We start from the raw sequence: 24,508 nt of genomic DNA, 5'->3' as shown, positions 1-24,508 counted from the left end.
CGGTCTTTTGCCCGGTGGCGCTACGCTTACCGGGCCTACGGGTTTTGTAGGCCGGGTAAGGCGAAGCCGCCACCCGGCAAAAAAGACCGCAGAAAACTAAACCAGACTCTTCAACCGATAAATCCACTCCAGCGCCTGACGCGGCGTCAGCGAATCCGGATCGAGATTTTCCAGCGCTTCCACAGCCGGAGAGGTCTCTTCTGGCACCGCCAGCAGTGACATCTGCGTACCATCTATCTGCGTAGCTGCCGCATTCGGTGACAAACTTTCCAGCTCACGCAATTTCTGACGCGCGCGCTTAATCACCTCTTTCGGCACGCCCGCCAGCGCGGCGACGGCCAGGCCATAGCTCTTGCTTGCCGCGCCGTCCTGCACCGTGTGCATAAAGGCGATGGTGTCGCCGTGCTCAAGCGCATCAAGGTGCACGTTAGCCACGCCTTCCATTTTCTCTGGCAGCTGTGTCAGTTCGAAATAGTGCGTCGCGAACAGCGTCAGCGCCTTGATTTTATTCGCCAGACTTTCCGCGCACGCCCAGGCCAGGGACAGGCCGTCATAGGTGGAGGTACCGCGTCCTACTTCGTCCATCAACACCAGACTGTTCTCTGTCGCGTTATGCAGAATGTTGGCGGTTTCGGTCATCTCGACCATAAAGGTAGAGCGACCGCTCGCCAGATCGTCCGCCGCACCCACACGGGTGAAGATACGGTCGACAGGGCCAATCTCAACCTTCTGCGCCGGAACGTAGCTGCCGATGTAGGCGAGCAGCGCGATAAGGGCTGTCTGGCGCATATAGGTACTTTTACCGCCCATATTGGGGCCGGTAATGATCAGCATCCTTCGCTGCGGTGACAGGTTCAACGGGTTGGCAATAAACGGCTCGTTCAGCACCTGCTCAACCACCGGATGGCGACCTTCGGTAATGCGAATACCGGGTTTGTCAGTAAAGGTTGGACAGGTGTAGTTCAGCGTTTCGGCGCGCTCGGCCAGGTTTACCAGCACATCCAGCTCGGCCAGCGCAGCGGCGCTCATTTGAAGGTCAGCCAGATGCGGCATCAGGATGTCGAACAGCTCGTCATACAGCTGTTTCTCCAGCGCCAGCGCTTTACCTTTCGACGTGAGCACTTTGTCTTCGTACTCTTTCAGCTCGGGAATAATGTAGCGCTCGGCATTTTTCAGCGTCTGGCGGCGAACGTAGTGAATCGGTGCCAGGTGGCTCTGCCCACGACTGATCTGGATATAGTAACCGTGTACGGCGTTGTAGCCGACTTTCAGGGTGTCGAGCCCCAGACGTTCACGCTCGCGGATTTCCAGCTTATCCAGATAATCCGTCGCGCCATCGGCCAGCGCACGCCATTCGTCCAGCTCTTCGTTATAACCCGGAGCAATAACCCCGCCATCCCGCACCAGAACAGGCGGCGCATCAATGATGGCGCGTTCCAGCAGTTCGCGAAGCTCGGTAAATTCGCCCATGGTTTCGCGCAGCTTTTGCACTGGCGCGCTGTCGATCTCTCCCAGTTGAGCGCGCAGTTCCGGCAACTGCTGGAAAGCGTGACGCATACGGGCGAGATCGCGTGGACGCGCGGTACGCAATGCCAGGCGCGCCAGGATACGCTCAAGATCACCCACCTGACGCAGCACCGGCTGCAATTCGGTGTAACGATCCTGCAATGCGGCAATGGTTTGCTGACGGCCAATCAGCGTTTCGGTGTTGCGGATCGGCATATGCAGCCAGCGTTTGAGCATACGGCTGCCCATGGGGGTAACCGTGCTGTCAAGAACCGACGCCAGCGTATTTTCCATGCCGCCAGCGAGGTTCTGCGTGATCTCCAGGTTGCGGCGCGTGGCGGCATCCATGATGATGCTGTCCTGCTGACGCTCCATGGTAATTGAACGGATATGGGGCAGGGCGGTACGCTGCGTATCCTTCACGTACTGCAACAGGCAGCCTGCGGCACATAGCCCGCGCGGGGCATTTTCCACACCAAAGCCAATCAAATCGCGCGTGCCAAATTGCAGGTTCAGCTGCTGGCGCGCGGTATCAATTTCGAACTCCCACAGTGGACGACGACGCAGGCCGCGGCGACCTTCAATCAGCGCCATCTCGGCGAAATCCTCTGCATAAAGCAGTTCTGCCGGATTGGTGCGCTGCAGTTCAGCCGCCATGGTTTCACGGTCAGCCGGTTCACTCAGGCGAAAACGACCGGAGCTGATATCCAGCGTGGCGTAGCCAAATCCTTTACCGTCCTGCCAGATCGCCGCCAGCAGGTTATCCTGGCGCTCCTGAAGCAGGGCTTCATCGCTGATGGTTCCCGGCGTCACGATGCGTACGACCTTGCGCTCAACGGGGCCTTTCGACGTGGCCGGGTCGCCAATTTGTTCGCAGATAGCGACAGACTCGCCCTGGTTCACCAGCTTCGCCAGATAGTTTTCAACCGCGTGATGCGGGATACCCGCCATCGGGATGGGCTCGCCTGCCGACGCGCCACGTTTCGTCAGAGAAATGTCGAGCAGCTGAGACGCACGTTTCGCATCGTCATAAAAAAGCTCGTAAAAATCGCCCATACGGTAAAACAGCAGAATTTCCGGATGCTGTGCCTTCAGCTTCAGGTACTGCTGCATCATTGGCGTATGCGCGTCGAAATTGTCGATTGTGCTCATGGAGTTATGATATCCATTTCTTTGAAAATATTACGCTTTGAGCGGCTCAATGGCCGATTGTTCCTTCTATTGTCGCATGAAAAAAAGGTGCGGCGCAGAAAAAAGTCACGACTTTACGAGGCATCTTCCGCTATTAATTCAATGATGATTTTTCCGTGCTCGACGCCCACCCGAACCTGCGAGTTGGTGGTAAATCCCGCTTGTTCAAGCCAGTCGCCTTTCAGGCTTAGCGCTGCGTGTACGCTGTAGCGTTTTGGAATTTTCGTTTTACGGTCTTCATGACGTTTTCTGAAGTAACCCACTTTTAAGTGCCGATAGGGTTTGGCGATCGCGATCTGTTGCATAGGCTCTCCGGTGAATGCGGTTATTTACACCTGTATAAAATACCAGTAAAACGCAGCGAGGGGAGGGGTAATTCTGGAAGGACGCTTCAGAAAACGGAATGCAATAACTGAAAATGTGCGGATAAAAAGGTATTATAAATGCACTTTATTGTTGAGGACGACGTTATGTCCGGTAAACGTATTTCACGAGAAAAAAAGACGATCGCCAGAATGATCGCCCTGTACGAAAACAGGTGTCCACACGCCATAAAGAAAGAGGGGCACTATTCGGCGCTTAAGGCTTATGCCGATAAGCGGCTGGATAAATGCGTATTTGGTGAGGAAAAACCTGCCTGCAAACAGTGCCCGGTGCACTGTTATCAGCCCGCCCGACGGGCAGAGATGAAGCAGGTGATGCGCTGGGCAGGGCCACGTATGTTATGGCGTCATCCGATTCTGACCATCCGACATCTGATCGACGATCGTCGTCCGGTTCCTGAATTACCGGAAAAGTATCGGCCCAAAAAATAACCGGCTCAGCGCCGCAGTGGAAGACAAATCACGCTCAGGGCGACGGCGCGGCGCAGGCAGACAGAAAAAGAGCACCAAATATCCCAGCGCCAGCGCGGGAGCGATATGTACCCGCTGACGCTCGCCGCCGGAATGACGGGTTATTTCAGGCTCTCTTTATCGATTCCCAGACGCTTCATACGCGAGAGCAGGGTGGTACGCTTCAGCCCCAGCCGTTGCGCCGCACCTTTCGGTCCGGCTACCACGCCGTTGGTCTCCTTCAGCACTCGCATAATGAGCTGATATTCATCTTCTCCCTCTTTCGCAAGCTCGCTTGCGGCCACGGTCGTTTCAGAGAGAGTAACCTCTGGCAGGGAGAGCTGGAGCACGTTCCCGCGCGTCAGCAGGACCGCGCGCTCAATGACGTTTTCCAGCTCGCGCACGTTCCCCGGCCACTCCATTGCCGAAAGGGTGCGTAGCGTTTCGGCAGGAATACTGTCGATATTTCGCCCCATCCGGCGGGCAATCTTCGCGGTAAAGGCTTTCACCAGCAGCGGAATATCTTCCGGGCGTTCGCGCAGCGGCGGCAGGCAGATCGGGAAGACGTTCAGACGATAGTAAAGATCGCTGCGAAACTCGCGGTCGGCGACCATTTTTTTCAGATCGCGGTTGGTGGCGGCAATCAGACGCACGTCGGTCTGGATCAGCTTGTTGCTGCCGAGACGCTCGAACTCCTGCTCCTGCAAAACGCGCAGCAGCTTAGGCTGAAGCTCCAGCGGCATATCGCCCACTTCGTCGAGGAACAATGAGCTTTTATCCGCCAGTTCAAAACGGCCCAGCCGCTGGCTGCTGGCGCCGGTAAACGCGCCGCGCTCGTGGCCGAACAGGTCGCTTTCCAGTAAGCCCGCAGGCATCGCCGCGCAGTTCATCTTCACCATCCGGCGGCTGTTGCGGTTGCTCAGGTTGTGGATCGCCCGGGCAATCAGCTCTTTCCCTGTGCCGGTTTCACCGAGGATCAGCACCGTGCTGTCGCTCTGCGCCACCATCTCCACCTGCTTGAGGATGTTGTACATGGCATCGCTGCGTCCAATGATTTCGCCAAACTCGCTGTCCACATTGTTGAGCTGCTCGGTCAGCGCCAGGTTTTCGTCCACCAGCCGTTCTTTCAGACGGTGGATCTCCTGATAGGCGAGGGCGTTATCCAGCGCAATGGAGATACGTTCGGCGATCTGGCGCAGCAGCTTCAGGTTGGCGGTGGTAAATACGGCTTCATCGCACTGCGCCAGTTTAAGCACGCCGAGCATGGTGTTGCCGGACATCAGCGGCAGCAGGCACAGGGTCTGGATCTTGTTGCCCCAGGTGTTAAACAGCATCCGCTCGTAGGGCGCTACCGGATCCTGCTCGCTGAGGTTTAACAGCAGGATCTCTTTGCTTTTAAATACCCGTTCAGACAGGGTTCCCGCTTCGTCCACTTCGCTTTGCTCGTGCGCCGGGTTAGCTTCGTCGAGGTAGTGGGTGGAGTAGATGTTCAGCTTGCCCTTACGGTTGCCGCGCAGCGCAATGCTGATAGCATCGATCCTGAAATAGTGATGGATCTCTTTGGCGACTTCGCTCACCAGTTCGTCCATATCGAGACGCGACAGCACGGCATTGGTGATGGCGACCAGAATGCGGAAATTATCGCGCTCGCGGCTCAACAGGTCGTAATCCACGTTATTGGTGACGCGGCTTTGGATTTGCTCTGCCACGACGGCCACAATCTGCGTGAAGGTATGCAACCGCTCGTACTCCGCCTCGGTCCAGGGCTGGTCGTTATTACGGATAAACTCGCAGCCGCCAAAAATTTGCCCTTCCACCGCCAGCGGCAGCATGCTGTAGTGGCCGAACGGGTGGTAAAGGTTGCTCTCTGCCAGCTTCGGCCAGGCCTGGCGAAACTGGTCAAAATTGCAGTGCAGCGCTTCCGGGCGGGAGAGAATACGTCGCACCGGACCGTGGGCCAGAAACGTTTCATCTTCATATTCGAAGATTTTGCCGTTATCACGCGTTGAGAAATAGCTCGCGCGGTGGGTTGCGCTATGCCAGAGCACAATGGCGGCGCTGTCCGCCAGCGCTGATTGCCTGACCAGCCGCGTCAGGGCATCGCTCAGCGCGCCGAGGTCGGGCTGTTGTAAAAGTGTGCGCGTGATGTCAAACAGGCCCTGCTGTCCAAGATCGCTCATCGGTGTATACGGCATTATTGCTTTCCAATAGAAACTGGCAAAAAAGAGACATTCAGCGCTGACCGCTTTTGGTGCGGTCTAGCAAATTCGGGGTAACGGTTCAGCGTGCGGCAGATCCAGCGTGCGCTTCACGCCGTAAAGCCCGGTCAGGCGCACCCCTTTGCGCTCAACTACGTCGCCGATGATGGCCGCGTCTTTCCCTAAGGGATGTGCGCGCAGTTGTTCAAGTACGGCTTCCGCCGCCGTGCGTTCCACGCCGATCACCAGCTTACCTTCGTTGGCAAAGTTAAGCGGGTCTAGCCCTAATAGCTCGCACAGCCCGCGTACAGCAGGCTTAACGGGCAGGCCGCGCTCGGTCAGTTCAATTCCACAGCCGCTGCTTGCGGCAAATTCGTGTACGACGGCATTCACGCCGCCTCGCGTGGCGTCGCGCAGGGCTTTTACACCCGGCATGTCGCGCAGCGTCTGGATCAGCGGCGTGAGTACCGCGCAGTCACTGTGCAGCTCGCCATCCAGCCCTAAGCCTTCGCGCAGGTTCAGGATGGTTGCCCCGTGGCAGCCCAGCGTGCCGCTGACAATCAGCACGTCGCCTGCACAAAGCTGCTGCGCGCCCCAGTGAATGTCGGCGGGGATCGCCCCCATTCCGGCGGTGTTAATGAAGAGCTTATCCGCCGCGCCGCGCTGCACCACCTTGGTATCCCCGGTCACGATGGCGATCCCCGCCTCGCGGGCGGTGTGCGCCATGCTGTTGACCACCGCCGTGAGCGTTTCCATCGGTAACCCTTCTTCGAGGATAAACCCGCAGGAGAGGTAGCGGGGGATCGCGCCGCTGACGGCCACGTCGTTTGCCGTGCCGCAGACGGCGAGCTTGCCGATATCGCCGCCCGGGAAGAACAGCGGGTCAATCACGTAGCTGTCGGTAGAGAACGCCAGCCTGTCGCCGTGGGCGGTCAGGGCCGCGAGGTCAATACGCGCCTGATCTTCCTGCTCGGCGAGCCAGGGGTTGTTAAAGGCTTCCATGAACAGCCTGTTAATCAACTGCTGCATCGCCTGTCCACCGCTTCCGTGCGCCATTTCCACCGTGTTCATGCTTCACACTCCTGGTTGCGATAGTGATACCACGCGGCGCATGCCCCTTCGGAAGAGACCATCAGCGCGCCAAACGCGGTTTGCGGGTTACAGGCGTTGCCAAATAACGGGCAGTGATGAGGTTTGCATTTGCCGGTGAGTACGTCGCCACAGCGGGCGCGGGGATCGTCGCACACCTTCTGCGGCTGCGGGCGGAAATGCGCTTCGGCGTCGAAGGCGCGATACCCGGGCGTCAGGTGTACGCCGGATTCGGCAATCAGCCCCAGTCCGCGCCACTCGCTGTCGCCTTCGACGCTAAACACGTCGGCTATCGCCTGCTGTGCCCGTCTGTTACCTGCATCGGGCACCACGCGGCGATACTGATTTTCCACCACACTCAGGGCCGCTATTTTCTGCTCAACCAGCATGGTCACGCCTTGCAGTAGATCAAGTGGCTCGAAACCAGCCACCACTAACGGACGATTGTACTGTTCAGCGATAAAACCGTAGGCTTCTGTGCCGATCACCATGCTGACGTGTCCTGGTGCCAGGAAGGCGTCGATGCCGTTGTCCGGCGCTTCAAGCAGGCTACGCAGCGTGGGAATAAGCGTGATGTGCTGGCAGAAAAAGTAAAAGTTAGTGACGTTGCGGGCTTTCGCCTGCTGGAGAGTGATAGCGGTGGCGGGCATGGTGGTTTCAAAACCCAGCCCGAAAAAGACCACCTTACGCTCAGGATTAGCCATCGCCAGCGTAAGGGCATCCATCGGTGAGTAGACGATTCGCACGTCCGCGCCGCGCGCCTTCGCCTGGAGCAGCGAGCCATTTTTTCCCGGTACGCGCATGGCGTCGCCAAAGGTGCAAAAAATCACACCGGGGCGGCTGGCGATGTCGAGACAGCTGTCGATGCGCCCCATCGGCAGCACGCACACCGGGCAGCCGGGGCCGTGGATAAATTCGATGTTCTCCGGCAGCAGCTGGTCGAGGCCAAATTTAAAGATGGCGTGGGTGTGTCCGCCACACACCTCCATGATCCGCAGCGGTTTTTCTTTCGTGTAGTCCAGCAGGGACGCGCGGGTTTTCAGGCGATCGATAAGCTGCAACACCTGTTCAGGCGCGCGATATTCATCAACGTAACGCATGTGTTATCGTTCCTCACCATACAGCAGGGCACCCACGTCCGGCTCAACGTCGAACATATTCTGTAGCGCGTCCAGCGTGTCGCGTGCTTCTTCCTCATTAATCACGCTCATGGCAAACCCCACGTGGACCAGCACCCACTGGCCGAGACGCGATGCGCCGGTCTCATCGTGGCTGCCCACCAGCGTCAGATCGACATCGCGCAGGATGCCGCAGACCTCCACTTTGGCCTGATTGCCGTCGATCGAATGAATTTGTCCGGGGACGCCTATGCACATCGTTCGCTCTCCAGCCAGTTCAGCCAGGCATCCATCCCGTCGCCGCGCGTGGCGGAAACCAGCAGGATCTCAATGTCCGGGTTCACTTCCCGGGCGTAAGCCAGGCACTTATCCACGTCGAAATTCAGGTACGGCAGCAGGTCGACTTTGTTCAGCAGCATGAGGGAGGCGGCGGCAAACATATGTGGATACTTCAGCGGCTTGTCTTCCCCTTCGGTCACGGAGAGCACCGCCACTTTATGCCGCTCGCCGAGGTCGAAGCTTGCCGGGCAGACCAGGTTGCCGACGTTTTCAATAAACAGGATGCCGTTGTTCGCCAGCGGCAGGCGCGGGGCGGCGTCGGCAATCATCTGCGCGTCCAGGTGGCAGCCCTTGCCGGTGTTGACCTGAATCGCGGGCGTACCGGTTTCGCGGATGCGCGCCGCGTCGTTTACCGTTTGCTGATCGCCTTCGATAACGGCGCAGGAGACACGTTTATTCAGTCGTTTGAGGGTTTCGGTCAGCAGGGTGGTTTTACCGGAGCCGGGGCTGGAGACCAGGTTCAGTACCAGCTGTTGACGGGCGGCAAAGCGGGCGCGATTGCGGGCGGCGAGCTGGTTATTTTTGTCCAGCACGTTAATCTCCACCTCCAGCATCTCGCGCTGGCTGATGCCCGGCGCGTGGGTGCCCGCTTCGCCGTGGCCGTAATGCAGGTCGCCCGCGTCTGAACGCTGCGGCGCAAAGGTGATGCCGGTCAGTGCCGCCGCGGGACGCGGGGCAGGAGAAAAGGGTGCGGAGCGAAACGCGGAGTGGGGACGGTGTTCATCCCCTTCTATATACAGGTTGCCTTCAGCGCAACCGCAGGTACTACACATACATTACTCCTTCTCGATTTCGAGGCGTTGGATCTGCATACCGTCATCCGCCACGATGCGTAGCCCGCTGCTCTGGCACTGCGGACAGCGCTGTACCTTCGATGACAGCAGCGTGACGTACTGCTGACACTGCTCGCACCAGCACTCCGCCTGCTGCTCCTCGATATGCAGTGCGCAACCCTCCGCCAGCGTGCCGCGGCACACCAGCTCAAAACAGAAGGTGAGGGCGCTGGTCTCGACGCAGGAAAACGCCCCGACCTTCAGCCAGACGCCGGTCACGCGCTTCGCATGGTTCTGCACAGCCTGCTGTTCGATAAGTTCCAGTGCCCGCTGGCAGAGGGTGATTTCGTGCATGACGCCTCCTTAATGAATTGCCCCTTTAATGCAATAACAGTGCCAGCTTGATTTGCGTTACGGCGTGACGATGTCAACGCTGTCGAAATGACACGTCGACACCGCAGCGGTGACAGTGCGCATCTCTTTAAAATTCATTTAAATCAATAAATTAAAAACTGGCACGAAATCTGCTTAACAGCCGCTAACTCCATTAACCGGATACCTTTTATGACTATTTGGGAAATTAGCGAAAAAGCGGATTACATCGCGCAACGTCATCAGCAGCTTCAGGATCAGTGGCACCTCTACTGCAACTCTCTGATTCAGGGGATCACCCTGTCAAAAGCCCGTCTGCACCATGCCATGAGCTGCGCGGCGCAGGGGGATATGCGCTTTGTGTTGTTTGGTCACTTCACGATTTTTGTCACCCTGGCGGAGAGCTTCAACAGCCACACCATTGAGTATTACGTTGAGACAAAAGAGGGTGAAAAACAGTGTATTGCGAAAGCCCAACTGATGGCCGACGGCATGGTGGACGGTCACGTCAGCACCCGAGATCGCCAGCAGGTGCTGGAGCACTATCTGGAGAAAATCGCGCCGGTTTATAACGGCCTCTACGCTGCCGTTGAGCACGATCAGCCGATCAACCTGAAACAGCTGATCGACGGAAAATCCTCCGCGAACGTGGCCTGAAGAGCGAGTGTCGAGAAGTGTCGATAAGACAGTTTTTTTTCGTCAAAAATGACCATCACCAGAGGATGACCCGGTGAACCGTTTTGTAATTGCTGACTCGACGGTCTGTATTGGCTGTCGAACCTGTGAGGCGGCGTGCTCGGAAACGCACCGCCTGCACGGGCTACAGTCCATGCCGCGCCTGCGCGTCATGCGTAATGAGAAAGAGTCTGCCCCGCAGCTCTGTCACCACTGTGAAGACGCGCCATGCGCAGGCGTCTGTCCCGTCAATGCCATCACCCGCGTTGACGGCGCGGTACAGCTGAACGAAAGCCTGTGCGTGAGCTGCAAGCTGTGCGGCATCGCCTGTCCGTTCGGTGCCATTGAGTTTTCCGGCAGCCGTCCGCTGCATATTCCGGCGAATGCCAACACCCCGAAAGCGCCGCCTGCGCCACCGGCACCGGCACGCGTGAGCACGCTGCTGGACTGGGTGCCGGGCATTCGTGCCGTTGCGGTGAAGTGCGACCTGTGCAGCTTCGATGAACAAGGTCCGGCCTGCGTGCGCACCTGTCCGACCAAAGCGTTAATTCTGGTTAATATTCGCGACATCGCCCGCACCAGCAAACGCAAGCGCGAGCTGACCATCAATACTGACGTCGGCGATCTTTCGCTGCTGCGGGCGCTTAACGAGGGGGCGAAATGAACGCGATAGTTATGATGACCAGCGGCGTGGCCTGGTTTGCCGTCGCCGCTGTCCTGGCACTGCTCCTCTCCTTCCATAAAACGCTGAGCGGCTGGATCGCCGGTATCGGCGGAGCGGTCGGCAGCCTGATGACGCTGGCGGCGGGCGGCGCTGTCCTGATCGACGGCCAATCCGTCGACACCCTCATCCCGCTGATTCACCACGCCGTTGAGCTTACGCCGCTAAATGCCATCTGGCTGGTCACCTTTGGTCTGTGTGGGCTGTTTATCAGCCTGTTTAATATCGACTGGCACCGCCATCAGCACACCAACGCCAACGGCCTGCTGGTCAACCTGTTGATGGCCGCCGCGGTCTGCACCGTTGTCGCCAGCAACCTCGGCGCGCTGGTGGTGATGGCTGAAATCATGGCCCTGTGCGGCGTGTTCCTGACCGGATGCAGCGCCTCCGGCAAGCTGTGGTTTGCGCTCGGACGACTCGGCACGCTGCTGCTGGCGCTGGCCTGCTGGCTGGTGTGGCAGCGTTTCGGCACGCTGGACTTTGCCGTGCTTAACGGCCAGCCGCTGGGGAATGACGTCTGGCTGTTGGGCGTAATCGGTTTTGGCCTGCTGGCCGGGATTATCCCGCTGCACGGCTGGGTGCCGCAGGCGCATGCCAATGCCTCGGCCCCGGCTGCCGCGCTGTTCTCCACCGTGGTAATGAAGGTCGGTCTGTTCGGCATCCTGACGATAACCCTGACGGGCGGCCAGCCGCCGCTGTGGTGGGGCGTGGCGCTGCTGATTGCCGGGATGATCACCGCATTTGTCGGCGGGCTGTACGCCCTGATGGAGCATAACATCCAGCGCCTGCTGGCGTACCACACCCTGGAGAATATCGGCATCATCCTGCTCGGCATGGGCGCGGGTGTCAGCGGGCTGGCGCTCAACCAGCCGGCGCTGATTGCCGCCGGGTTTATTGGCGGTCTGTATCACCTTATCAACCACAGCCTGTTTAAAAGCACCCTGTTCCTCGGCGCGGGCAGCGTCTGGTTTCGCACCGGGCACCGCGATATTGAAAAGCTCGGCGGGATTGGCAAAAAAATGCCCGTCATTTCGCTGGCGATGCTGGTCGGGCTGATGGCGATGGCCGCGCTGCCGCCGCTGAACGGTTTTGCCGGGGAGTGGGTGATCTATCAATCCTTCTTCGCGCTCGGCCAGAGCGACGCGTTTATCGCGCGGCTGCTCGGCCCGCTGCTGGCGGTTGGGCTGGCGATTACCGGGGCGCTGGCGGTGATGTGTATGGCGAAGGTTTACGGCGTCACCTTCCTGGGCGCGCCGCGCACCCGCGAAGCGGAAAACGCCTGTTGCGCCCCGGTGCTGATGGCCACCAGCGTGGTCGCGCTGGCGCTGTGCTGTATCGCAGGTGGGGTTGCCGCGCCGTGGCTGCTGCCGCTTCTGGGCCACGCCATTCCGCTGCCGCTGGCTACGGCGCATACCGTCGTGTCCCAGCCGATGATGGCGCTGCTGCTGATTGCCGCGCCGCTCCTGCCGTTCGTGCTGATGCTGTTCTTCAGACGCGACCGTCTCGCCTCCCGCTCGCGCGGCGCGGCGTGGGCCTGCGGCTACGAACACGAGCAGTCGATGGTCATCACCGCCCACGGTTTCGCCATGCCGGTGAAGGAGAACTTCGCCGCCGTGCTGAAGCTGCGCCACTGGCTGAACCCGGTGGGCTGGGTGCCGGGCTGGCAGAGTGCCGCCGTGCCCGTGCTGTTCCGTCGCCTGGCGCTGATCGAGCTGGCGGTGCTGGTGGTGATTGTCATTTCACGAGGAGCCTGACATGAGTTTGTTACTGGAAATTCTTCAGGCGCTGGTGCTGTTTGCCGCCGCGCCGCTGCTGTCGGGCATCACGCGCGTGGCGCGCGCCCGGCTACACAACCGTCGCGGGCCTGGCGTGCTCCAGGAGTACCGCGATCTCTTCAAGCTGCTCTCCCGTCAGAGCGTCGCGCCGGATGCCGCAGGTTGGGTGTTCCGCCTGACGCCGTTCGTGATGGTCGGCGTGATGCTGACCATCGCCACCGCGCTGCCGGTAGTGACGGTGGGCTCGCCGCTGCCCGTGCTTGGCGATCTGATTGCGCTGATCTACCTCTTCGCCATCGCGCGTTTCTTCTTTGCGATTGCGGGCCTGGACACCGGCAGCCCGTTTACGGGTATCGGCGCCAGTCGTGAGGCGATGCTCGGCGTGCTGGTTGAGCCAATTCTGCTGCTGGGGCTGTGGGTCGCCGCGCAGGTTGCTGGCTCGACCCACATCAGTTTCATCACCGACACCGTTTACCACTGGCCGGTTTCACGTTCGCTCCCGCTGGTGCTGGCGCTCTGCGCCTGCGCGTTCGCCACCTTTATCGAGATGGGCAAGCTGCCGTTCGATCTCGCGGAAGCGGAGCAGGAATTGCAGGAGGGGCCACTCACCGAGTACAGCGGCTACGGCTTTGCGGTGCTGAAGTGGGGCATCAGCCTCAAGCAGCTGGTGGTGTTGCAGATGTTCGTCGGCGTTTTCTTCCCGTGGGGGCAGATGACGCACTTCTCTGCGGGCGGCCTGCTGCTGGCCGTTGTGGTGGCTGCGCTCAAGCTGCTTATCGGCGTGCTGGTAATTGCCCTGTTTGAAAACAGCATGGCGCGCCTGCGTTTTGTCGAAACGTCACGCATTACCTGGGCTGGTTTTGGTTTTGCATTTTTAGCGTTCGTCTCCTTGCTGGTGGCGTGATTAAAGAGAGTGTTTATGTCTGAAGAAAAGAAAGGTCAGCAGTATCTCGCCGCGTTGCATCAGGCTTTCCCGGGCGTGGTGCTGGAGGAGTCATGGCAAACCAAAGACCAGGTAACCGTCACCATTAAGGTGAACTACCTGCCGGAAGTGGTGGAGTTTCTTTACTACCAGCAGGGCGGCTGGCTGTCGGTGCTGTTCGGCAACGACGAGCGTCAGCTGTGCGGCAACTATGCGGTGTACTACGTGATGTCGATGGAGCAGGGCGAGAAGTGCTGGCTCACCGTGCGCGTCGAAGTTGACCCGGACAAGCCGGAGTACCCGTCCGTCACGCCGCGCGTACCCGCCGCCGTCTGGGGCGAGCGCGAAGTGCGCGACATGTACGGCCTGGTGCCGGTTGGTCTGCCTGACGAGCGTCGTCTGGTGCTGCCGGACGACTGGCCGGATGAACTCTATCCGCTGCGCAAGGACAGCATGGACTACCGCCAGCGTCCGGCCCCGACAACCGACAGCGAAACCTACGAGTTCATCAACGAGCTGGGCAGCAAGAAGAATAATGTGGTGCCGATCGGCCCGCTGCACGTCACCTCTGACGAACCGGGCCACTTCCGCCTGTTCGTCGACGGCGAAAACATTATCGACGCCGACTACCGCCTGTTCTACGTCCACCGCGGCATGGAGAAGCTGGCGGAGACCCGCATGGGCTACAACGAAGTCACGTTTCTTTCTGACCGCGTGTGCGGCATCTGCGGCTTTGCCCACAGCACCGCCTACACCACCTCGGTGGAGAACGGCATGGGGATCGTGGTGCCGGAACGCGCGCAGATGATCCGCGCCATTCTGCTGGAGGTGGAACGCCTGCACTCACACCTGCTGAACCTCGGCCTGGCCTGCCACTTCGTCGGCTTTGACTCCGGGTTTATGCAGTTCTTCCGCGTGCGTGAGGCATCAATGAAGATGGCGGAGATCCTCACCGGGGCGCGTAAAACCTACGGCCTGAACCTGATCGGCGGGATCCGCCGCGACCTGCTGAAAGATGACATGATCCAGACCCGCCAGCTGGCGCAGCAGATGCGCCGCGACGTGCAGGAGCTGGTGGACATGCTGCTCAGCACGCCAAACATTGAGCAGCGCACCGTCGGGATTGGTCGTCTTGACCCGGAAATCGCCCGCGACTTCAGCAACGTCGGTCCAATGGTGCGCGCCAGCGGCCACGCCCGCGACACCCGCGCCGATCACCCGTTCGTCGGCTACGGCCTGCTGCCGATGACCGTGCACAGCGAGCAGGGCTGCGACGTCATCTCCCGCCTGAAGGTGCGCATCAACGAGGTGTTTACTGCGCTGAACATGATCGACTACGGCCTCGATAACCTGCCGGGCGGCCCGCTGATGGTGGAAGGCTTCACCTACATTCCAAACCGCTTTGCCCTCGGATTCGCCGAAGCGCCGCGCGGGGATGACATTCACTGGAGCATGACCGGCGACAACCAGAAGCTCTACCGCTGGCGCTGCCGTGCGGCGACCTACGCCAACTGGCCAACCCTGCGCTACATGCTGCGCGGTAACACCGTCTCTGACGCGCCGCTGATCATCGGCAGCCTCGACCCGTGCTACTCCTGCACCGACCGCATGACCGTCGTGGACGTGCGCAAGAAGAAAAGCCAGGTGGTGCCGTACAAAGAGCTTGAGCGCTACAGCATCGAGCGTAAGAACTCGCCGCTGAAATAAGGACTCGTCATGTTTACCTTTATCAAAAAAGTGATCAAAACCGGCGCGCAGACCAGCAGTTATCCGCTGGAGCCGATGCCGGTGGATAAAAACTTTCGCGGCAAGCCGGAGCACAACCCGCAGCAGTGCATCGGCTGCGCGGCCTGCGTCAACGCCTGCCCGTCGAATGCCTTAACGGTGGAAACGGACCTGAAAACCGGCGAGCTGGCCTGGCAGTTTAACCTCGGGCGCTGCATCTTCTGCGGCCGCTGCGAGGAGGTCTGCCCGACGGTAGCCATTCGCCTGTCTCAGGAGTACGAGCTGGCGGTGTGGAAAAAAGAGGATTTCCTCCAGCAGTCGCGCTTTGCGCTGTGCAACTGCCGCGTCTGCAAGCGTCCGTTCGCCGTGCAAAAAGAGATCGACTACGCCATCGCGCTGCTGAAGCACAACGGCGACGTGCGTGCGGAGCATCACCGTGAAAGCTTCGAAACCTGCCCGGAGTGCAAACGTCAGAAATGCCTGCTGCCGTCTGACCGCATCGATTTAACCCGTCATATGAGAGAGGCCAGCTGATGGAAAACTTACTCGGCCCGCGCGACGCTAACGGCATTCCGGTGCCGCTGACGGTGGAGGAGTCCATCGCCAGCATGAAGGCGTCGTTGCTGAAAAAAATCAAACGCTCGGCCTACGTCTATCGCGTGGACTGCGGCGGCTGCAATGGCTGTGAGATCGAAATCTTCGCCACCCTGTCGCCGCTGTTTGACGCCGAACGCTTCGGCATCAAAGTGGTGCCGTCCCCGCGCCACGCGGATATCCTGCTGTTCACCGGCGCGGTCACCCGCGCGATGCGCTCGCCTGCGCTGCGCGCCTGGCAGTCTGCGCCGGATCCGAAAATCTGCATCTCCTACGGCGCCTGCGGCAACAGCGGCGGCATCTTCCACGATCTTTACTGCGTCTGGGGCGGCACCGACAAAATCGTGCCGGTGGACGTTTACATTCCGGGCTGCCCGCCGACGCCCGCCGCCACGCTGTACGGTTTTGCCATGGCGCTCGGCCTGCTGGAGCAGAAGATCCACGCCCGCGAGCCGGGCGAGCTGGACAACCAGCCAGCCACTCTCCTGCACCCGGATATGGTGCAGCCGCTGCGGGTGAAGATCGATCGCACGGCGCGCAGGCTGGCGGGTTACCGCTATGGCCGTCAGATTGCCGACGATTATCTGCGCCTGCTGAGCCAGGGCGACCATCAGGTGGCGCGCTGGCTGGAGGCCGAGAACGATCCGCGTCTCAATGAGATCGTGGCAAACCTGAACAGTATTGTGGATGAGGCGCGTATCCGATGAGTGAAACGGTGGTGTTCAGCCAGCTGAGCCGTAAGTTTATTGATGAGAACGATGCCACGCCGGATGCGGCGCAGCAGGTGGTCTATTACAGCCTGGCGATTGGGCACCACCTCGGGGTGATCGACTGCCTGGAGGCGGCGTTAAGCTGCCCGTGGCCCGAGTACCTGGCGTGGATCGCCACGCTGGAGGAGGGCAGCACGGCGCGGCGCAAAATGGAGGGCGTGCCGAAGTACGGCGAGATCGTTATCGACGCCAACCACATTGCGATGCTCGCCAACGCCTTTGACGCGGCGCTGAGCGTACAAACCCCGGCGCAGCAGGCGTGGAGCAAAACGCTGCTCGGCATGCTGCACGATATTCATCAGGAGAGCGCCATCTACCTGATGGTGAGGAGATTACGTGACTGACGTTTTACTGTGTGTCGGCAACAGCATGATGGGCGACGACGGCGCGGGCCCGCTGCTGGCGGAGATGTGCGCCGCGAACCCGCCGGGCAACTGGGTGGTGATTGACGGCGGCAGCGCGCCGGAAAACGACGTGGTGGCCATTCGCGAGCTGCGCCCGGACAGGTTGTTAATCGTCGATGCCACCGATATGGGGCTCAACCCCGGCGAGATCCGCCTGATTGACCCGGACGACATCGCCGAGATGTTTATGATGACCACCCACAACATGCCGCTGAACTACCTGGTGGATCAGATTAAAGACGACGTGGGTGAGGTGCTGTTTCTGGGCGTTCAGCCGGACATCGTCGGGTTTTATTATCCGATGACGCCGCCGGTGAAAGAGGCGGTGGACGTGGTGTATTCACGGCTTGCAGGGTGGGTTGGGGACGGGGGTTTTCAGCCCCTCACCCCGGCCCTCTCCCCAGAGGGGAGAGGGTGAAAACCGCATCGAGCAGTTTGTAGGCCGGGTAAGGCAACGCCGCCACCCGGCAAAACAGGCTACGCCAGATCCGCCCCGTTACTCGCAATCACCTTCTTATACCACCAGAACGATTTCTTGCGCTTGCGGTCCAGCGTGCCGTTCCCGGCGTCGTCGCGGTCGACGTAGACAAACCCGTAGCGCTTACTCATCTCCCCGGTTGAGGCCGAGACCAGGTCAATGCAGCCCCAGGTGGTGTAGCCCATCAGCGGGACGCCGTCCTCAATCGCGTCACCCATCGCACGGATATGCTCGCGCAGGTAGCTGATGCGGTAGTCGTCGTTGATCTCGCCGTTTTCATCAATGACGTCCTTCGCCCCGAGGCCGTTTTCCACCAGGAACAGCGGCTTCTGGTAGCGGTCATACATCATGTTCATGGTGATGCGCAGCCCGAGCGGGTCGATGCCCCAGCCCCACTCGCTCACCTGAATGTGCGGGTTGCGCAGGGACTTCACGATGTTCGCCGCGCTGGTGTTGCCCGCGTTCATATCCGCCGACGCGCAGCGCGAGGCGTAATAACTGAACGAGACAAAGTCGACAGTGTTTTTCAGCAGGTCGTCGTCGCCGGGGTCTTTCACAATCACCACCCCTTTCTCGCGGAACACGCGGGCGGAGTAGGCCGGATAGCTGCCGCGCGCCTGCACGTCGATAAAGAACAGGTTCTCGCGGTCTTTCTCCAGTGCCATCCACACGTCTTCCGGCTTGCAGGAGTAGGGGTAAAAATTGCCGCCCGCCAGCATGCAGCCGACCTGGTTTTCCGGGTTCACCTCGTGGGCGATTTTGGTCGCCAGCGCGCTCGCCACCAGCTCGTGGTGCGCGGCCTGGTATTTCACCTGGTCTTCGTTTTCCCCTTCCTCAAACACCAGCCCCGCGCCGGAGAACGGGCTGTGCAGCATGATGTTGATTTCGTTGAAGGTCAGCCAGTATTTCACCAGCCCGTTAAACGCCTCGAAGCAGGTGCGGGCGTAGCGGGCGAAGAAATCCACCATCTTACGGTTGCGCCAGGAGCCGTACTCCGTCACCAGGTACATCGGCACGTCGAAATGGCAGAGCGTCACCAGCGGCTCGATGTTGTACTTTTTGCACTCCTCGAACACCGCGCGGTAGAAGGCAATGCCCTCCTGATTTGGCAACGGTTCGTCGCCGTTCGGGTAGAGGCGGCTCCAGGCAATCGAGGTGCGGAACACCGTAAAGCCCATCTCCGCCATCAGGGCAATGTCTTCTTTGTAACGATGGTAAAAATCAATCGCCTCGTGGCTCGGGTAAAATTCGTCGTCACGCAACGAAAACCGTTTTTCCTTGCCGACTTTTACCGCCAGACGGTTTGCGCCGTGGGGGATCATATCAACCGTCGTCAGTCCTTTGCCGCCTTCACGGTAAGCCCCTTCACTCTGGTTGGCGGCAAGCGCGCCGCCCCATAAAAATCCTTGTGGAAAAACAGACATTCTTACCTCGCTTTCAGTTTATGCTTCTGCTGCTTTGTTCTGTACCGGTGCGGTTTGCAGGGCGCGTGCTTTTTCGGCTTCGTCTTCTACCGGGATATCTTCAAACCCTAACAGCAGGGTCAGCACGAACGACAGCACCACCGCCAGACCCATCACGCCAAACACCCAGACGATGGTCATCGGGTTGGCCGGGTCGAAGAACTGCACGCTGGTGAACAGCCCCGGCGCTGCCATGGAGTGGCTGGCAAGACCGGCCATGCCGGCCACCGCGCCGCAGATAAAGCCGCTGATCAGGCTCGCAATCAGCGGACGTTTCAGACGTACCGCCACGCCGTACAGGGCCGGTTCAGAGATCCCCGCCATGATGGCGGAGGCCGCAGCCGCCAGCGCCGTCTGGCGCAGCTCCGGGTTTTTCGTTTTCCACGCCACCGCCAGCGACGAACCGCCGAGCGACAGGTTGGCGCCGATTTCCGACGGCATCACCATCCCTTCTTTGCCCGTTTCGGCAATGGTCTGGATGATGGTCGGCGTAAACACGCGGTGCATCCCGGTCATCACCAGCAGCGGCCACAGCGCGCCCATAATGGCAACGGAGAGCCAGCCCAGATAGCCGTGAATGGTGTAGACCAGCGCGGAGATGGCGCTACCGATCCAGATCCCGAGCGGGCCAATCAGTACGATGGCGAGCGGGGCGGCAATCAGCACGATCAGCATCGGCTTGAGGAAGTTTTTGGTCACCGCCGGGGTGATGCGATCCACCCAGCGTTCGATATACGACAGGCACCAGGTCATCACCAGGGCCGGGATAACGGTATAGGTGTATTTCACCGCCGTCACCGGAATTAAGGCAAATTCTACATGCTCGCCCTGCGCCGCTTTCGCCATCAGCTCGATAAAGCTCGGGTGAACCAGTACGCCCGCAATGGCTATCGCCAGGGACATGTTGGTTTTGAACTTCACCGCTGCGGAAGCCGCCACCATCAGCGGCAGGAAGAAGAACGCGCCGTCGCCGATAACGGTCAGGATCGTCAGCGTCGGGTCACCTTTGCCCAGCACGCCGGTCATCTCAAGGATCATCGCCAGCAGCTTGACCATCGACCCGCCGATGATCGCCGGGATCAGCGGAGACATGGTGCCGATCAGCGCGTCGAGGATCCCGGCGCCAATCCGGCGCAGCGTAAGCTTCTGTGGACCTTCCGCTACGGCAGGTTGCAGGTTGGCGGGCAGCAGGCTCACCACTTCACGGTATGCCTGGGATACGGTGTTGCCGATGATCACCTGGCACTGGTTGTCGTTGCGCACCACGCCGAGCACGCCGCTGATGCTTTTCAGACGCGCGGCGTCGGTAAGGCTTTCGTCTTTCAGAACGAAGCGCAGGCGCGTCATGCAGTGGGTGACGGCGACGATGTTCTCTTTACCGCCCAGCGCGCTAACCACGTCATTTGCCAGCGCAGCGTAATTTTTTGCCATCGGATGTGATCCTGTTATCGTTGTGAGAAGTGTAGGAAACCGGTTTCACATAATCATCATGAGTTTCTTTTAATGAAACAAGACCACTTTTTATGCATTTTTTCGTTTCGTGATGACGATCACTCGTGGCCGTATAAAGCGTGATAACGCCGCTGCGACAATTTTTCTGCGGTGAAGTACACTGCGGCTCATCAGATTTGAATGGAATAACACTATGACCACGATGCTGGAAGTGGCGAAGCGGGCAGGCGTGTCGAAAGCGACGGTCTCCCGGGTGCTGTCGGGGAACGGTTACGTCAGCCAGGAGACGAAAGACCGCGTGTTTCAGGCCATCGAAGAGAGCGGGTATCGCCCCAATCTGCTGGCGCGAAACCTGGCGACCAAACGCACCCAGACCCTGGGGCTGGTGGTGACAAACACCCTGTACCATGGGGTCTACTTTAGCGAGTTGCTGTTTAACGCCGCGCGGATGACGGAAGAGAAGGGGCGTCAGCTGATCCTGGCGGACGGCAAGCACAGCGCCGAAGAGGAGCGCGAGGCGATCCAGTACCTGCTCGACATGCGCTGCGACGCGGTGATCATCTACCCGCGTTTTCTGAGCGTGGAAGCGCTGGACGAAATTATTGAGAAATGCGAGCAGCCGATTATGGTGCTCAACCGCCGTTTGCGGAAAAACAGCAGCCACAGCGTCTGGTCCGATCATAAAGCGTCGTGTCAGGACGCAGTATCGCAGTTGATCGCGAAAGGCCACCGGGAGATTGCGTTTATCACCGGTTCGCTGGATTCCCCCACCGGGGTGGAGCGTCTTTCTGGCTACAAGGACGCGCTGGCGCAGCACGGCATTGCCCTGCGTGACGCGCTGATCGCCGAAGGGAAGTGGAGCCCGGCCAGCGGCGCGGCGGCGGTCTCTCAGCTGCTCACCCGCGGCGAAACGTTTACCGCCCTGGTGGCGAGTAACGACGATATGGCGATTGGCGCCATCAGGCAGTTGCACGAGAGCGGCGTCGCCACGCCGGGCGCGGTGTCCGTCATCGGCTTTGACGACGTGGCAATCGCGCCCTATATCGTGCCGTCCCTCTCCAGCGTGCGTATTCCGGTAACGGAGATGATCCAGGAGACCATCAGCCGCCTGATCTTCATGCTCGACGGCGGTGAGTTTAAGCCTCAGCAAACTTTTTCCGGCGAGCTTATCCTGCGCGGCTCCGTCATTGACGGCCCGCATCGCTGACGTCGACATCTGTCATCGTCACAAATGACGATGACAGATCCTCTTCTTTTTTATTTATCTTCAAAATCAATGCATTAAATATTGGCACGGTTTATGAATAGCTTCGCGCATAACAGTTATGCCGGAGAAGCAGATGAACCGTTTTATTATGGCCGATGCCAGCAAATGCATTGGTTGCCGTACCTGTGAAGTGGCGTGCGTGGTTTCCCATCAGGCGGAGCAGGATTGCGCCTCCCTGACCCCCGATACCTTCCTGCCGCGCATCCACGTCATTAAAGGCGTGAATATTTCCACCGCCGCTATCTGTCGCCAGTGCGAAGACGCGCCGTGCGCCAACGTCTGTCCGAACGGGGCGATTAAGCGCGAGAAAGGCTTCGTGCATGTGATGCAGGAGCGCTGCATCGGGTGCAAAACCTGTGTGGTGGCGTGTCCGTATGGCGCGATGGAGGTGGTCGTTCGCCCGGTGGTGCGCAACAGCGGTATCGGGCTGAGTGTGCGCGCGGAGAAAGCCGAAGCCAATAAATGTGACCTCTGCTACCACCGCGACGCCGGTCCGGCGTGTATGGAAGCCTGTCCGACGCATGCGCTGGTCTGCGTCGATCGCGACAAGCTCGAACAGATGAGTGCCGAAAAACGCCGCCGTGCGGCGTTCGACACCTCGTCATCGCTGCTGTTTTAAGCTGCAATGCGCGTTAACGGCGTACAGCTTCGGGTGCGCGGCAAGGTGCAGGGGGTAGGATTTCGTCCCTTCGTCTGGCAGCTTGCACACCAGCTGGGGCTGGCGGGCGACGTGTGCAACGACGGAGAGGGTGTCCTGGTGCGTCTCGCGGGTAGTGGGGGTGACTTTACCGCGAGACTGCGCCAGGACTGCCCACCGCTGGCGCGCATCGATCGCGTTGAAACGCAGCCGTACAGCTGGAATACGCTGCCGGACGAGTTTGTCATCCGCCACAGCGAGAGTGGGGCGATGGATACGCAAATCGTCCCGGATGCCGCCACCTGTCCCGCGTGCCTGGCGGAGATGCGCGATCCGCGCGAGCGCCGTTATCGCTACCCGTTTATCAACTGCACCCACTGCGGGCCGCGGTTTACCATTATCCGCGCCATGCCCTATGACCGCCCGGCCACGTCAATGGCGCCATTCCCGCTCTGTGTGCCCTGTGAAACGGAGTACCGCAACCCGGCTGACCGGCGTTTTCACGCCCAGCCGGTGGCCTGCCCGGACTGCGGTCCGCAGCTGGAGTGGCAAGCCGGGGATGCTGCCACCACCCGCGAATCGGCGTTAAGCGCGGCGGTGGAGAGATTGAAAAACGGCGGGATTGTGGCGGTCAAAGGGCTGGGCGGATTTCACCTGGTCTGCGACGCGCTTAACCCACAGGCGATTCGGAAATTGCGGGCACGCAAGCAGCGCCCGACCAAGCCGCTGGCGGTGATGATCCCGCATGCGAACGATCTGCCGGAGGCCATCCAGACGCTGTTACGCTCACCCGCTGCGCCGATTGTGCTGACGCCAAAAGCCTGCCTTCCTGCGTTTCCTGAGGAGATTGCGCCGGGGCTGAATACAATTGGCGTGATGTTGCCTGCGAACCCGCTCCAGCATTTGCTGATGTTGGACTGCCAGCGCCCGCTGGTGATGACCTCCGGCAACCTCAGCGGCCATCCACCCGCCATAAGCAACCAGCAGGCGCTGGAAGAACTCAGTGACGTCGCTGACGGCTTCCTGCTGCACAACCGCGATATTCTTCAACGGATGGATGATTCAGTAATGGATCGGGAGGGCACGATGCTGCGTCGCGCACGCGGTTTTGTGCCGGATGCCATCACATTGCCCGCCGGATTCCGCGACATCCCGCCCATGTTATGCACCGGCGCGGAGATGAAAAATACCTTCTGCCTGGTACGTGGCAACCAGGCGGTGCTGAGCCAGCATTTTGGCGATCTGAGCGACGAGGGCGTAGAGGCGCAGTGGCGCAGTGCGCTCTCGACGATGCAGGACATCTACGCCTTCCAGCCAGAGCGCGTGGTGTGCGATGCCCATCCGGGATATCACGCCCGACAGTGGGCCCGGGCGCAGGCGCTGCCCGTTGAGACCGTGCTGCATCATCATGCGCATGCAGCAGCGTGTCTGGCGGAGAATGGCTGGCCGCTCGACGGCGGGGATGTTATTGCCCTGACGCTGGATGGGATCGGTATGGGTGAGAACGGCGCGATGTGGGGCGGCGAGTGCCTGCGGGTGAACTATCGCGACTGCGAACGGCTGGGCGGTCTGCCAGCCGTTGCGCTGCCGGGGGGCGATCTGGCGGCAAAACAGCCGTGGCGCAATTTGCTCGCCCACTGTCTGGCGTTCGTACCTGACTGGCAGCAGTACCCGGAAACAGAGGCGGTACAGCGTCAAAACTGGCCGCTGCTGACAACGGCAGTGTCGCGCGGTATCAATGCGCCGCGGGCCTCCTCCTGTGGTCGTCTGTTCGACGCCGTGGCCTGTGCGCTGGGCATTGAAACGCAACGCTATGAGAGCGAAGCCGCGTGCCGGCTGGAGGCGCTGGCCGAACGCTGTGCAGGGGTTGATCATCCGGTGACGCTCAAGACGGATAACCTTGCGCTGTTCTGGCAGCAGTGGCTGGCCTGGCGGGCGGAGCCCGGCGAGCGCGCCTGGGCCTTTCACGATGCGCTGGCAAAAGGGCTGAGCGAACTGGCGGCAACGCATGCGCGCCGACGGTCGCTCTCTACGGTGTGCTTCAGCGGAGGTGTCCTTCACAACCGCCTGCTACGCGCGCGCCTTCGTCATTACCTTTCTGATTTCACGCTTCTTTTTCCTTCGCGCCTGCCCGCAGGCGACGGAGCGATCTCCTTCGGGCAGGCGGTGGTTGCTGCCGCCCGATCATGTTCACAAAGGATTTAAA

23 protein-coding genes are annotated in these 24,508 nt (G+C 60.1%); 13 read left to right on the top strand and 10 right to left on the bottom strand.

Annotated elements, in window-relative coordinates; genetic code table 11:
* Positions 1 to 96: 96 nt before the first annotated feature.
* Both mutS and ACQG1K_RS17380 read right to left on the bottom strand, forming a co-directional pair.
* On the bottom strand, positions 97 to 2,658 hold the full coding sequence (mutS, locus tag ACQG1K_RS17385; protein WP_022649176.1) for a DNA mismatch repair protein MutS: 2,562 nt from the start codon (positions 2,656 to 2,658) through the stop codon (positions 97 to 99).
* A gap of 113 nt (positions 2,659 to 2,771) precedes the next feature.
* Complete coding sequence (locus ACQG1K_RS17380; RefSeq protein WP_022649175.1) at positions 2,772 to 3,002, bottom strand: SymE family type I addiction module toxin; 231 nt, start codon at positions 3,000 to 3,002, stop codon at positions 2,772 to 2,774.
* Between the two features lie 165 nt (positions 3,003 to 3,167).
* Between ACQG1K_RS17380 and ACQG1K_RS17375 the strand changes: the two genes are divergently transcribed.
* Positions 3,168 to 3,512: a nitrous oxide-stimulated promoter family protein gene (locus ACQG1K_RS17375; RefSeq protein ID WP_074134664.1), complete on the top strand. Its 345-nt coding sequence runs from the start codon at positions 3,168 to 3,170 to the stop codon at positions 3,510 to 3,512.
* Positions 3,513 to 3,652: 140 nt separating this feature from the next.
* Here ACQG1K_RS17375 and flhA read toward each other — a convergent pair whose 3' ends face one another.
* From flhA to hypA, 6 genes are all read right to left on the bottom strand, one after another.
* Positions 3,653 to 5,725: a formate hydrogenlyase transcriptional activator FlhA gene (flhA, locus tag ACQG1K_RS17370; RefSeq protein WP_023330179.1), complete on the bottom strand. Its 2,073-nt coding sequence runs from the start codon at positions 5,723 to 5,725 to the stop codon at positions 3,653 to 3,655.
* A gap of 63 nt (positions 5,726 to 5,788) precedes the next feature.
* Positions 5,789 to 6,799: a hydrogenase expression/formation protein HypE gene (gene hypE / locus ACQG1K_RS17365; protein ID WP_023298473.1), complete on the bottom strand. Its 1,011-nt coding sequence runs from the start codon at positions 6,797 to 6,799 to the stop codon at positions 5,789 to 5,791.
* Positions 6,796 to 7,917, bottom strand: coding sequence for a hydrogenase formation protein HypD (gene hypD / locus ACQG1K_RS17360; RefSeq protein ID WP_367075739.1), 1,122 nt, complete (start codon positions 7,915 to 7,917; stop codon positions 6,796 to 6,798). Before hypD ends, hypE begins: the two co-directional genes overlap by 4 nt.
* A 3-nt stretch (positions 7,918 to 7,920) precedes the next feature.
* Positions 7,921 to 8,193 (bottom strand): HypC/HybG/HupF family hydrogenase formation chaperone, encoded by a 273-nt coding sequence (locus tag ACQG1K_RS17355; protein WP_003862132.1) that lies wholly within the window; start codon positions 8,191 to 8,193, stop codon positions 7,921 to 7,923.
* The gene (gene hypB, locus ACQG1K_RS17350) at positions 8,184 to 9,047 is read right to left on the bottom strand and encodes a hydrogenase nickel incorporation protein HypB (protein ID WP_023298470.1); all 864 of its coding nucleotides are present in this window, start codon (positions 9,045 to 9,047) and stop codon (positions 8,184 to 8,186) included. The genes ACQG1K_RS17355 and hypB overlap by 10 nt, the downstream gene beginning before the upstream one ends.
* Positions 9,048 to 9,050: 3 nt before the next feature.
* Positions 9,051 to 9,401: a hydrogenase maturation nickel metallochaperone HypA gene (gene hypA, locus ACQG1K_RS17345; protein WP_022649168.1), complete on the bottom strand. Its 351-nt coding sequence runs from the start codon at positions 9,399 to 9,401 to the stop codon at positions 9,051 to 9,053.
* A gap of 210 nt (positions 9,402 to 9,611) precedes the next feature.
* On the opposite strand from hypA, the gene hycA reads away from it, so the two are divergent.
* The 9 genes from hycA (at position 9,612) to hycI (ending at position 17,423) form a co-directional block, all read left to right on the top strand.
* Positions 9,612 to 10,076, top strand: a complete 465-nt coding sequence (gene hycA, locus ACQG1K_RS17340; RefSeq protein ID WP_022649167.1) for a formate hydrogenlyase regulator HycA — start codon at positions 9,612 to 9,614, stop codon at positions 10,074 to 10,076.
* Positions 10,077 to 10,149: 73 nt separating this feature from the next.
* Positions 10,150 to 10,758, top strand: a complete 609-nt coding sequence (locus ACQG1K_RS17335) for a 4Fe-4S dicluster domain-containing protein (RefSeq protein WP_022649166.1) — start codon at positions 10,150 to 10,152, stop codon at positions 10,756 to 10,758.
* Positions 10,755 to 12,569 carry a formate hydrogenlyase subunit 3 gene (gene hycC / locus ACQG1K_RS17330; protein ID WP_336196345.1) on the top strand — a complete coding sequence of 605 codons (1,815 nt, stop codon included), beginning with the start codon at positions 10,755 to 10,757 and terminating at the stop codon, positions 12,567 to 12,569. The genes ACQG1K_RS17335 and hycC overlap by 4 nt, the downstream gene beginning before the upstream one ends.
* A gap of 1 nt (position 12,570) precedes the next feature.
* Positions 12,571 to 13,494: a respiratory chain complex I subunit 1 family protein gene (locus ACQG1K_RS17325; RefSeq protein WP_367075736.1), complete on the top strand. Its 924-nt coding sequence runs from the start codon at positions 12,571 to 12,573 to the stop codon at positions 13,492 to 13,494.
* Positions 13,495 to 13,509: 15 nt separating this feature from the next.
* The gene (gene hycE, locus ACQG1K_RS17320) at positions 13,510 to 15,219 is read left to right on the top strand and encodes a formate hydrogenlyase subunit HycE (protein ID WP_023298468.1); all 1,710 of its coding nucleotides are present in this window, start codon (positions 13,510 to 13,512) and stop codon (positions 15,217 to 15,219) included.
* Between the two features lie 9 nt (positions 15,220 to 15,228).
* The gene (locus tag ACQG1K_RS17315; protein ID WP_022649162.1) at positions 15,229 to 15,771 is read left to right on the top strand and encodes a formate hydrogenlyase complex iron-sulfur subunit; all 543 of its coding nucleotides are present in this window, start codon (positions 15,229 to 15,231) and stop codon (positions 15,769 to 15,771) included.
* The gene (locus tag ACQG1K_RS17310; RefSeq protein ID WP_022649161.1) at positions 15,771 to 16,538 is read left to right on the top strand and encodes an NADH-quinone oxidoreductase subunit B family protein; all 768 of its coding nucleotides are present in this window, start codon (positions 15,771 to 15,773) and stop codon (positions 16,536 to 16,538) included. The genes ACQG1K_RS17315 and ACQG1K_RS17310 overlap by 1 nt, the downstream gene beginning before the upstream one ends.
* Positions 16,535 to 16,945 (top strand): formate hydrogenlyase maturation HycH family protein, encoded by a 411-nt coding sequence (locus ACQG1K_RS17305; protein ID WP_046618624.1) that lies wholly within the window; start codon positions 16,535 to 16,537, stop codon positions 16,943 to 16,945. The genes ACQG1K_RS17310 and ACQG1K_RS17305 overlap by 4 nt, the downstream gene beginning before the upstream one ends.
* Positions 16,938 to 17,423, top strand: coding sequence for a hydrogenase maturation peptidase HycI (gene hycI / locus ACQG1K_RS17300; RefSeq protein ID WP_046618622.1), 486 nt, complete (start codon positions 16,938 to 16,940; stop codon positions 17,421 to 17,423). The genes ACQG1K_RS17305 and hycI overlap by 8 nt, the downstream gene beginning before the upstream one ends.
* A 59-nt stretch (positions 17,424 to 17,482) precedes the next feature.
* Here hycI and ACQG1K_RS17295 read toward each other — a convergent pair whose 3' ends face one another.
* Together ACQG1K_RS17295 and ascF are read right to left on the bottom strand one after the other, a co-directional pair.
* On the bottom strand, positions 17,483 to 18,907 hold the full coding sequence (locus ACQG1K_RS17295) for a 6-phospho-beta-glucosidase (RefSeq protein WP_367075734.1): 1,425 nt from the start codon (positions 18,905 to 18,907) through the stop codon (positions 17,483 to 17,485).
* 18 nt (positions 18,908 to 18,925) lie between these two features.
* Positions 18,926 to 20,377: a PTS cellobiose/arbutin/salicin transporter subunit IIBC gene (ascF, locus tag ACQG1K_RS17290; protein WP_022649157.1), complete on the bottom strand. Its 1,452-nt coding sequence runs from the start codon at positions 20,375 to 20,377 to the stop codon at positions 18,926 to 18,928.
* 214 nt (positions 20,378 to 20,591) lie between these two features.
* Here ascF and ACQG1K_RS17285 point away from each other — a divergent pair, with 214 nt between their 5' ends.
* From ACQG1K_RS17285 to hypF, 3 genes are all read left to right on the top strand, one after another.
* Complete coding sequence (locus tag ACQG1K_RS17285) at positions 20,592 to 21,605, top strand: LacI family DNA-binding transcriptional regulator (RefSeq protein ID WP_038416589.1); 1,014 nt, start codon at positions 20,592 to 20,594, stop codon at positions 21,603 to 21,605.
* Positions 21,606 to 21,738: 133 nt separating this feature from the next.
* A complete protein-coding gene (gene hydN / locus ACQG1K_RS17280) occupies positions 21,739 to 22,284 on the top strand; it encodes an electron transport protein HydN (protein ID WP_017382793.1) in 546 nt (181 codons plus the stop codon).
* Positions 22,285 to 22,290: 6 nt separating this feature from the next.
* Positions 22,291 to 24,507: a carbamoyltransferase HypF gene (gene hypF, locus ACQG1K_RS17275; RefSeq protein ID WP_367075732.1), complete on the top strand. Its 2,217-nt coding sequence runs from the start codon at positions 22,291 to 22,293 to the stop codon at positions 24,505 to 24,507.
* The last annotated feature ends 1 nt before the right edge of the window (position 24,508 follow it).

The sequence above is a fragment of the Enterobacter cloacae complex sp. 402C9 genome, assembly GCF_050030745.1.
Taxonomy (GTDB): Bacteria; Pseudomonadota; Gammaproteobacteria; order Enterobacterales; family Enterobacteriaceae; genus Enterobacter; species Enterobacter intestinihominis.
Note: the sequence above shows the minus strand (reverse complement) of the source record. Positions and strands in the feature narration are given on the sequence as shown.

Excerpts from the sequence above, each read along its gene's own strand:
- mutS (WP_022649176.1), bottom strand. The coding sequence starts at position 2,658 with ATGAGCACAATCGACAATTTCGACGCGCATACGCCAATGATGCAGCAG.
- ACQG1K_RS17380 (WP_022649175.1), bottom strand. The coding sequence starts at position 3,002 with ATGCAACAGATCGCGATCGCCAAACCCTATCGGCACTTAAAAGTGGGT.
- ACQG1K_RS17375 (WP_074134664.1), top strand. The coding sequence starts at position 3,168 with ATGTCCGGTAAACGTATTTCACGAGAAAAAAAGACGATCGCCAGAATG.
- flhA (WP_023330179.1), bottom strand. The coding sequence starts at position 5,725 with ATGCCGTATACACCGATGAGCGATCTTGGACAGCAGGGCCTGTTTGAC.
- hypE (WP_023298473.1), bottom strand. The coding sequence starts at position 6,799 with ATGAACACGGTGGAAATGGCGCACGGAAGCGGTGGACAGGCGATGCAG.
- hypD (WP_367075739.1), bottom strand. The coding sequence starts at position 7,917 with ATGCGTTACGTTGATGAATATCGCGCGCCTGAACAGGTGTTGCAGCTT.
- ACQG1K_RS17355 (WP_003862132.1), bottom strand. The coding sequence starts at position 8,193 with ATGTGCATAGGCGTCCCCGGACAAATTCATTCGATCGACGGCAATCAG.
- hypB (WP_023298470.1), bottom strand. The coding sequence starts at position 9,047 with ATGTGTAGTACCTGCGGTTGCGCTGAAGGCAACCTGTATATAGAAGGG.
- hypA (WP_022649168.1), bottom strand. The coding sequence starts at position 9,401 with ATGCACGAAATCACCCTCTGCCAGCGGGCACTGGAACTTATCGAACAG.
- hycA (WP_022649167.1), top strand. The coding sequence starts at position 9,612 with ATGACTATTTGGGAAATTAGCGAAAAAGCGGATTACATCGCGCAACGT.
- hycC (WP_336196345.1), top strand. The coding sequence starts at position 10,755 with ATGAACGCGATAGTTATGATGACCAGCGGCGTGGCCTGGTTTGCCGTC.
- ACQG1K_RS17325 (WP_367075736.1), top strand. The coding sequence starts at position 12,571 with ATGAGTTTGTTACTGGAAATTCTTCAGGCGCTGGTGCTGTTTGCCGCC.
- hycE (WP_023298468.1), top strand. The coding sequence starts at position 13,510 with ATGTCTGAAGAAAAGAAAGGTCAGCAGTATCTCGCCGCGTTGCATCAG.
- ACQG1K_RS17315 (WP_022649162.1), top strand. The coding sequence starts at position 15,229 with ATGTTTACCTTTATCAAAAAAGTGATCAAAACCGGCGCGCAGACCAGC.
- ACQG1K_RS17310 (WP_022649161.1), top strand. The coding sequence starts at position 15,771 with ATGGAAAACTTACTCGGCCCGCGCGACGCTAACGGCATTCCGGTGCCG.
- ACQG1K_RS17305 (WP_046618624.1), top strand. The coding sequence starts at position 16,535 with ATGAGTGAAACGGTGGTGTTCAGCCAGCTGAGCCGTAAGTTTATTGAT.
- ACQG1K_RS17295 (WP_367075734.1), bottom strand. The coding sequence starts at position 18,907 with ATGTCTGTTTTTCCACAAGGATTTTTATGGGGCGGCGCGCTTGCCGCC.
- ascF (WP_022649157.1), bottom strand. The coding sequence starts at position 20,377 with ATGGCAAAAAATTACGCTGCGCTGGCAAATGACGTGGTTAGCGCGCTG.
- ACQG1K_RS17285 (WP_038416589.1), top strand. The coding sequence starts at position 20,592 with ATGACCACGATGCTGGAAGTGGCGAAGCGGGCAGGCGTGTCGAAAGCG.
- hydN (WP_017382793.1), top strand. The coding sequence starts at position 21,739 with ATGAACCGTTTTATTATGGCCGATGCCAGCAAATGCATTGGTTGCCGT.
- hypF (WP_367075732.1), top strand. The coding sequence starts at position 22,291 with ATGCGCGTTAACGGCGTACAGCTTCGGGTGCGCGGCAAGGTGCAGGGG.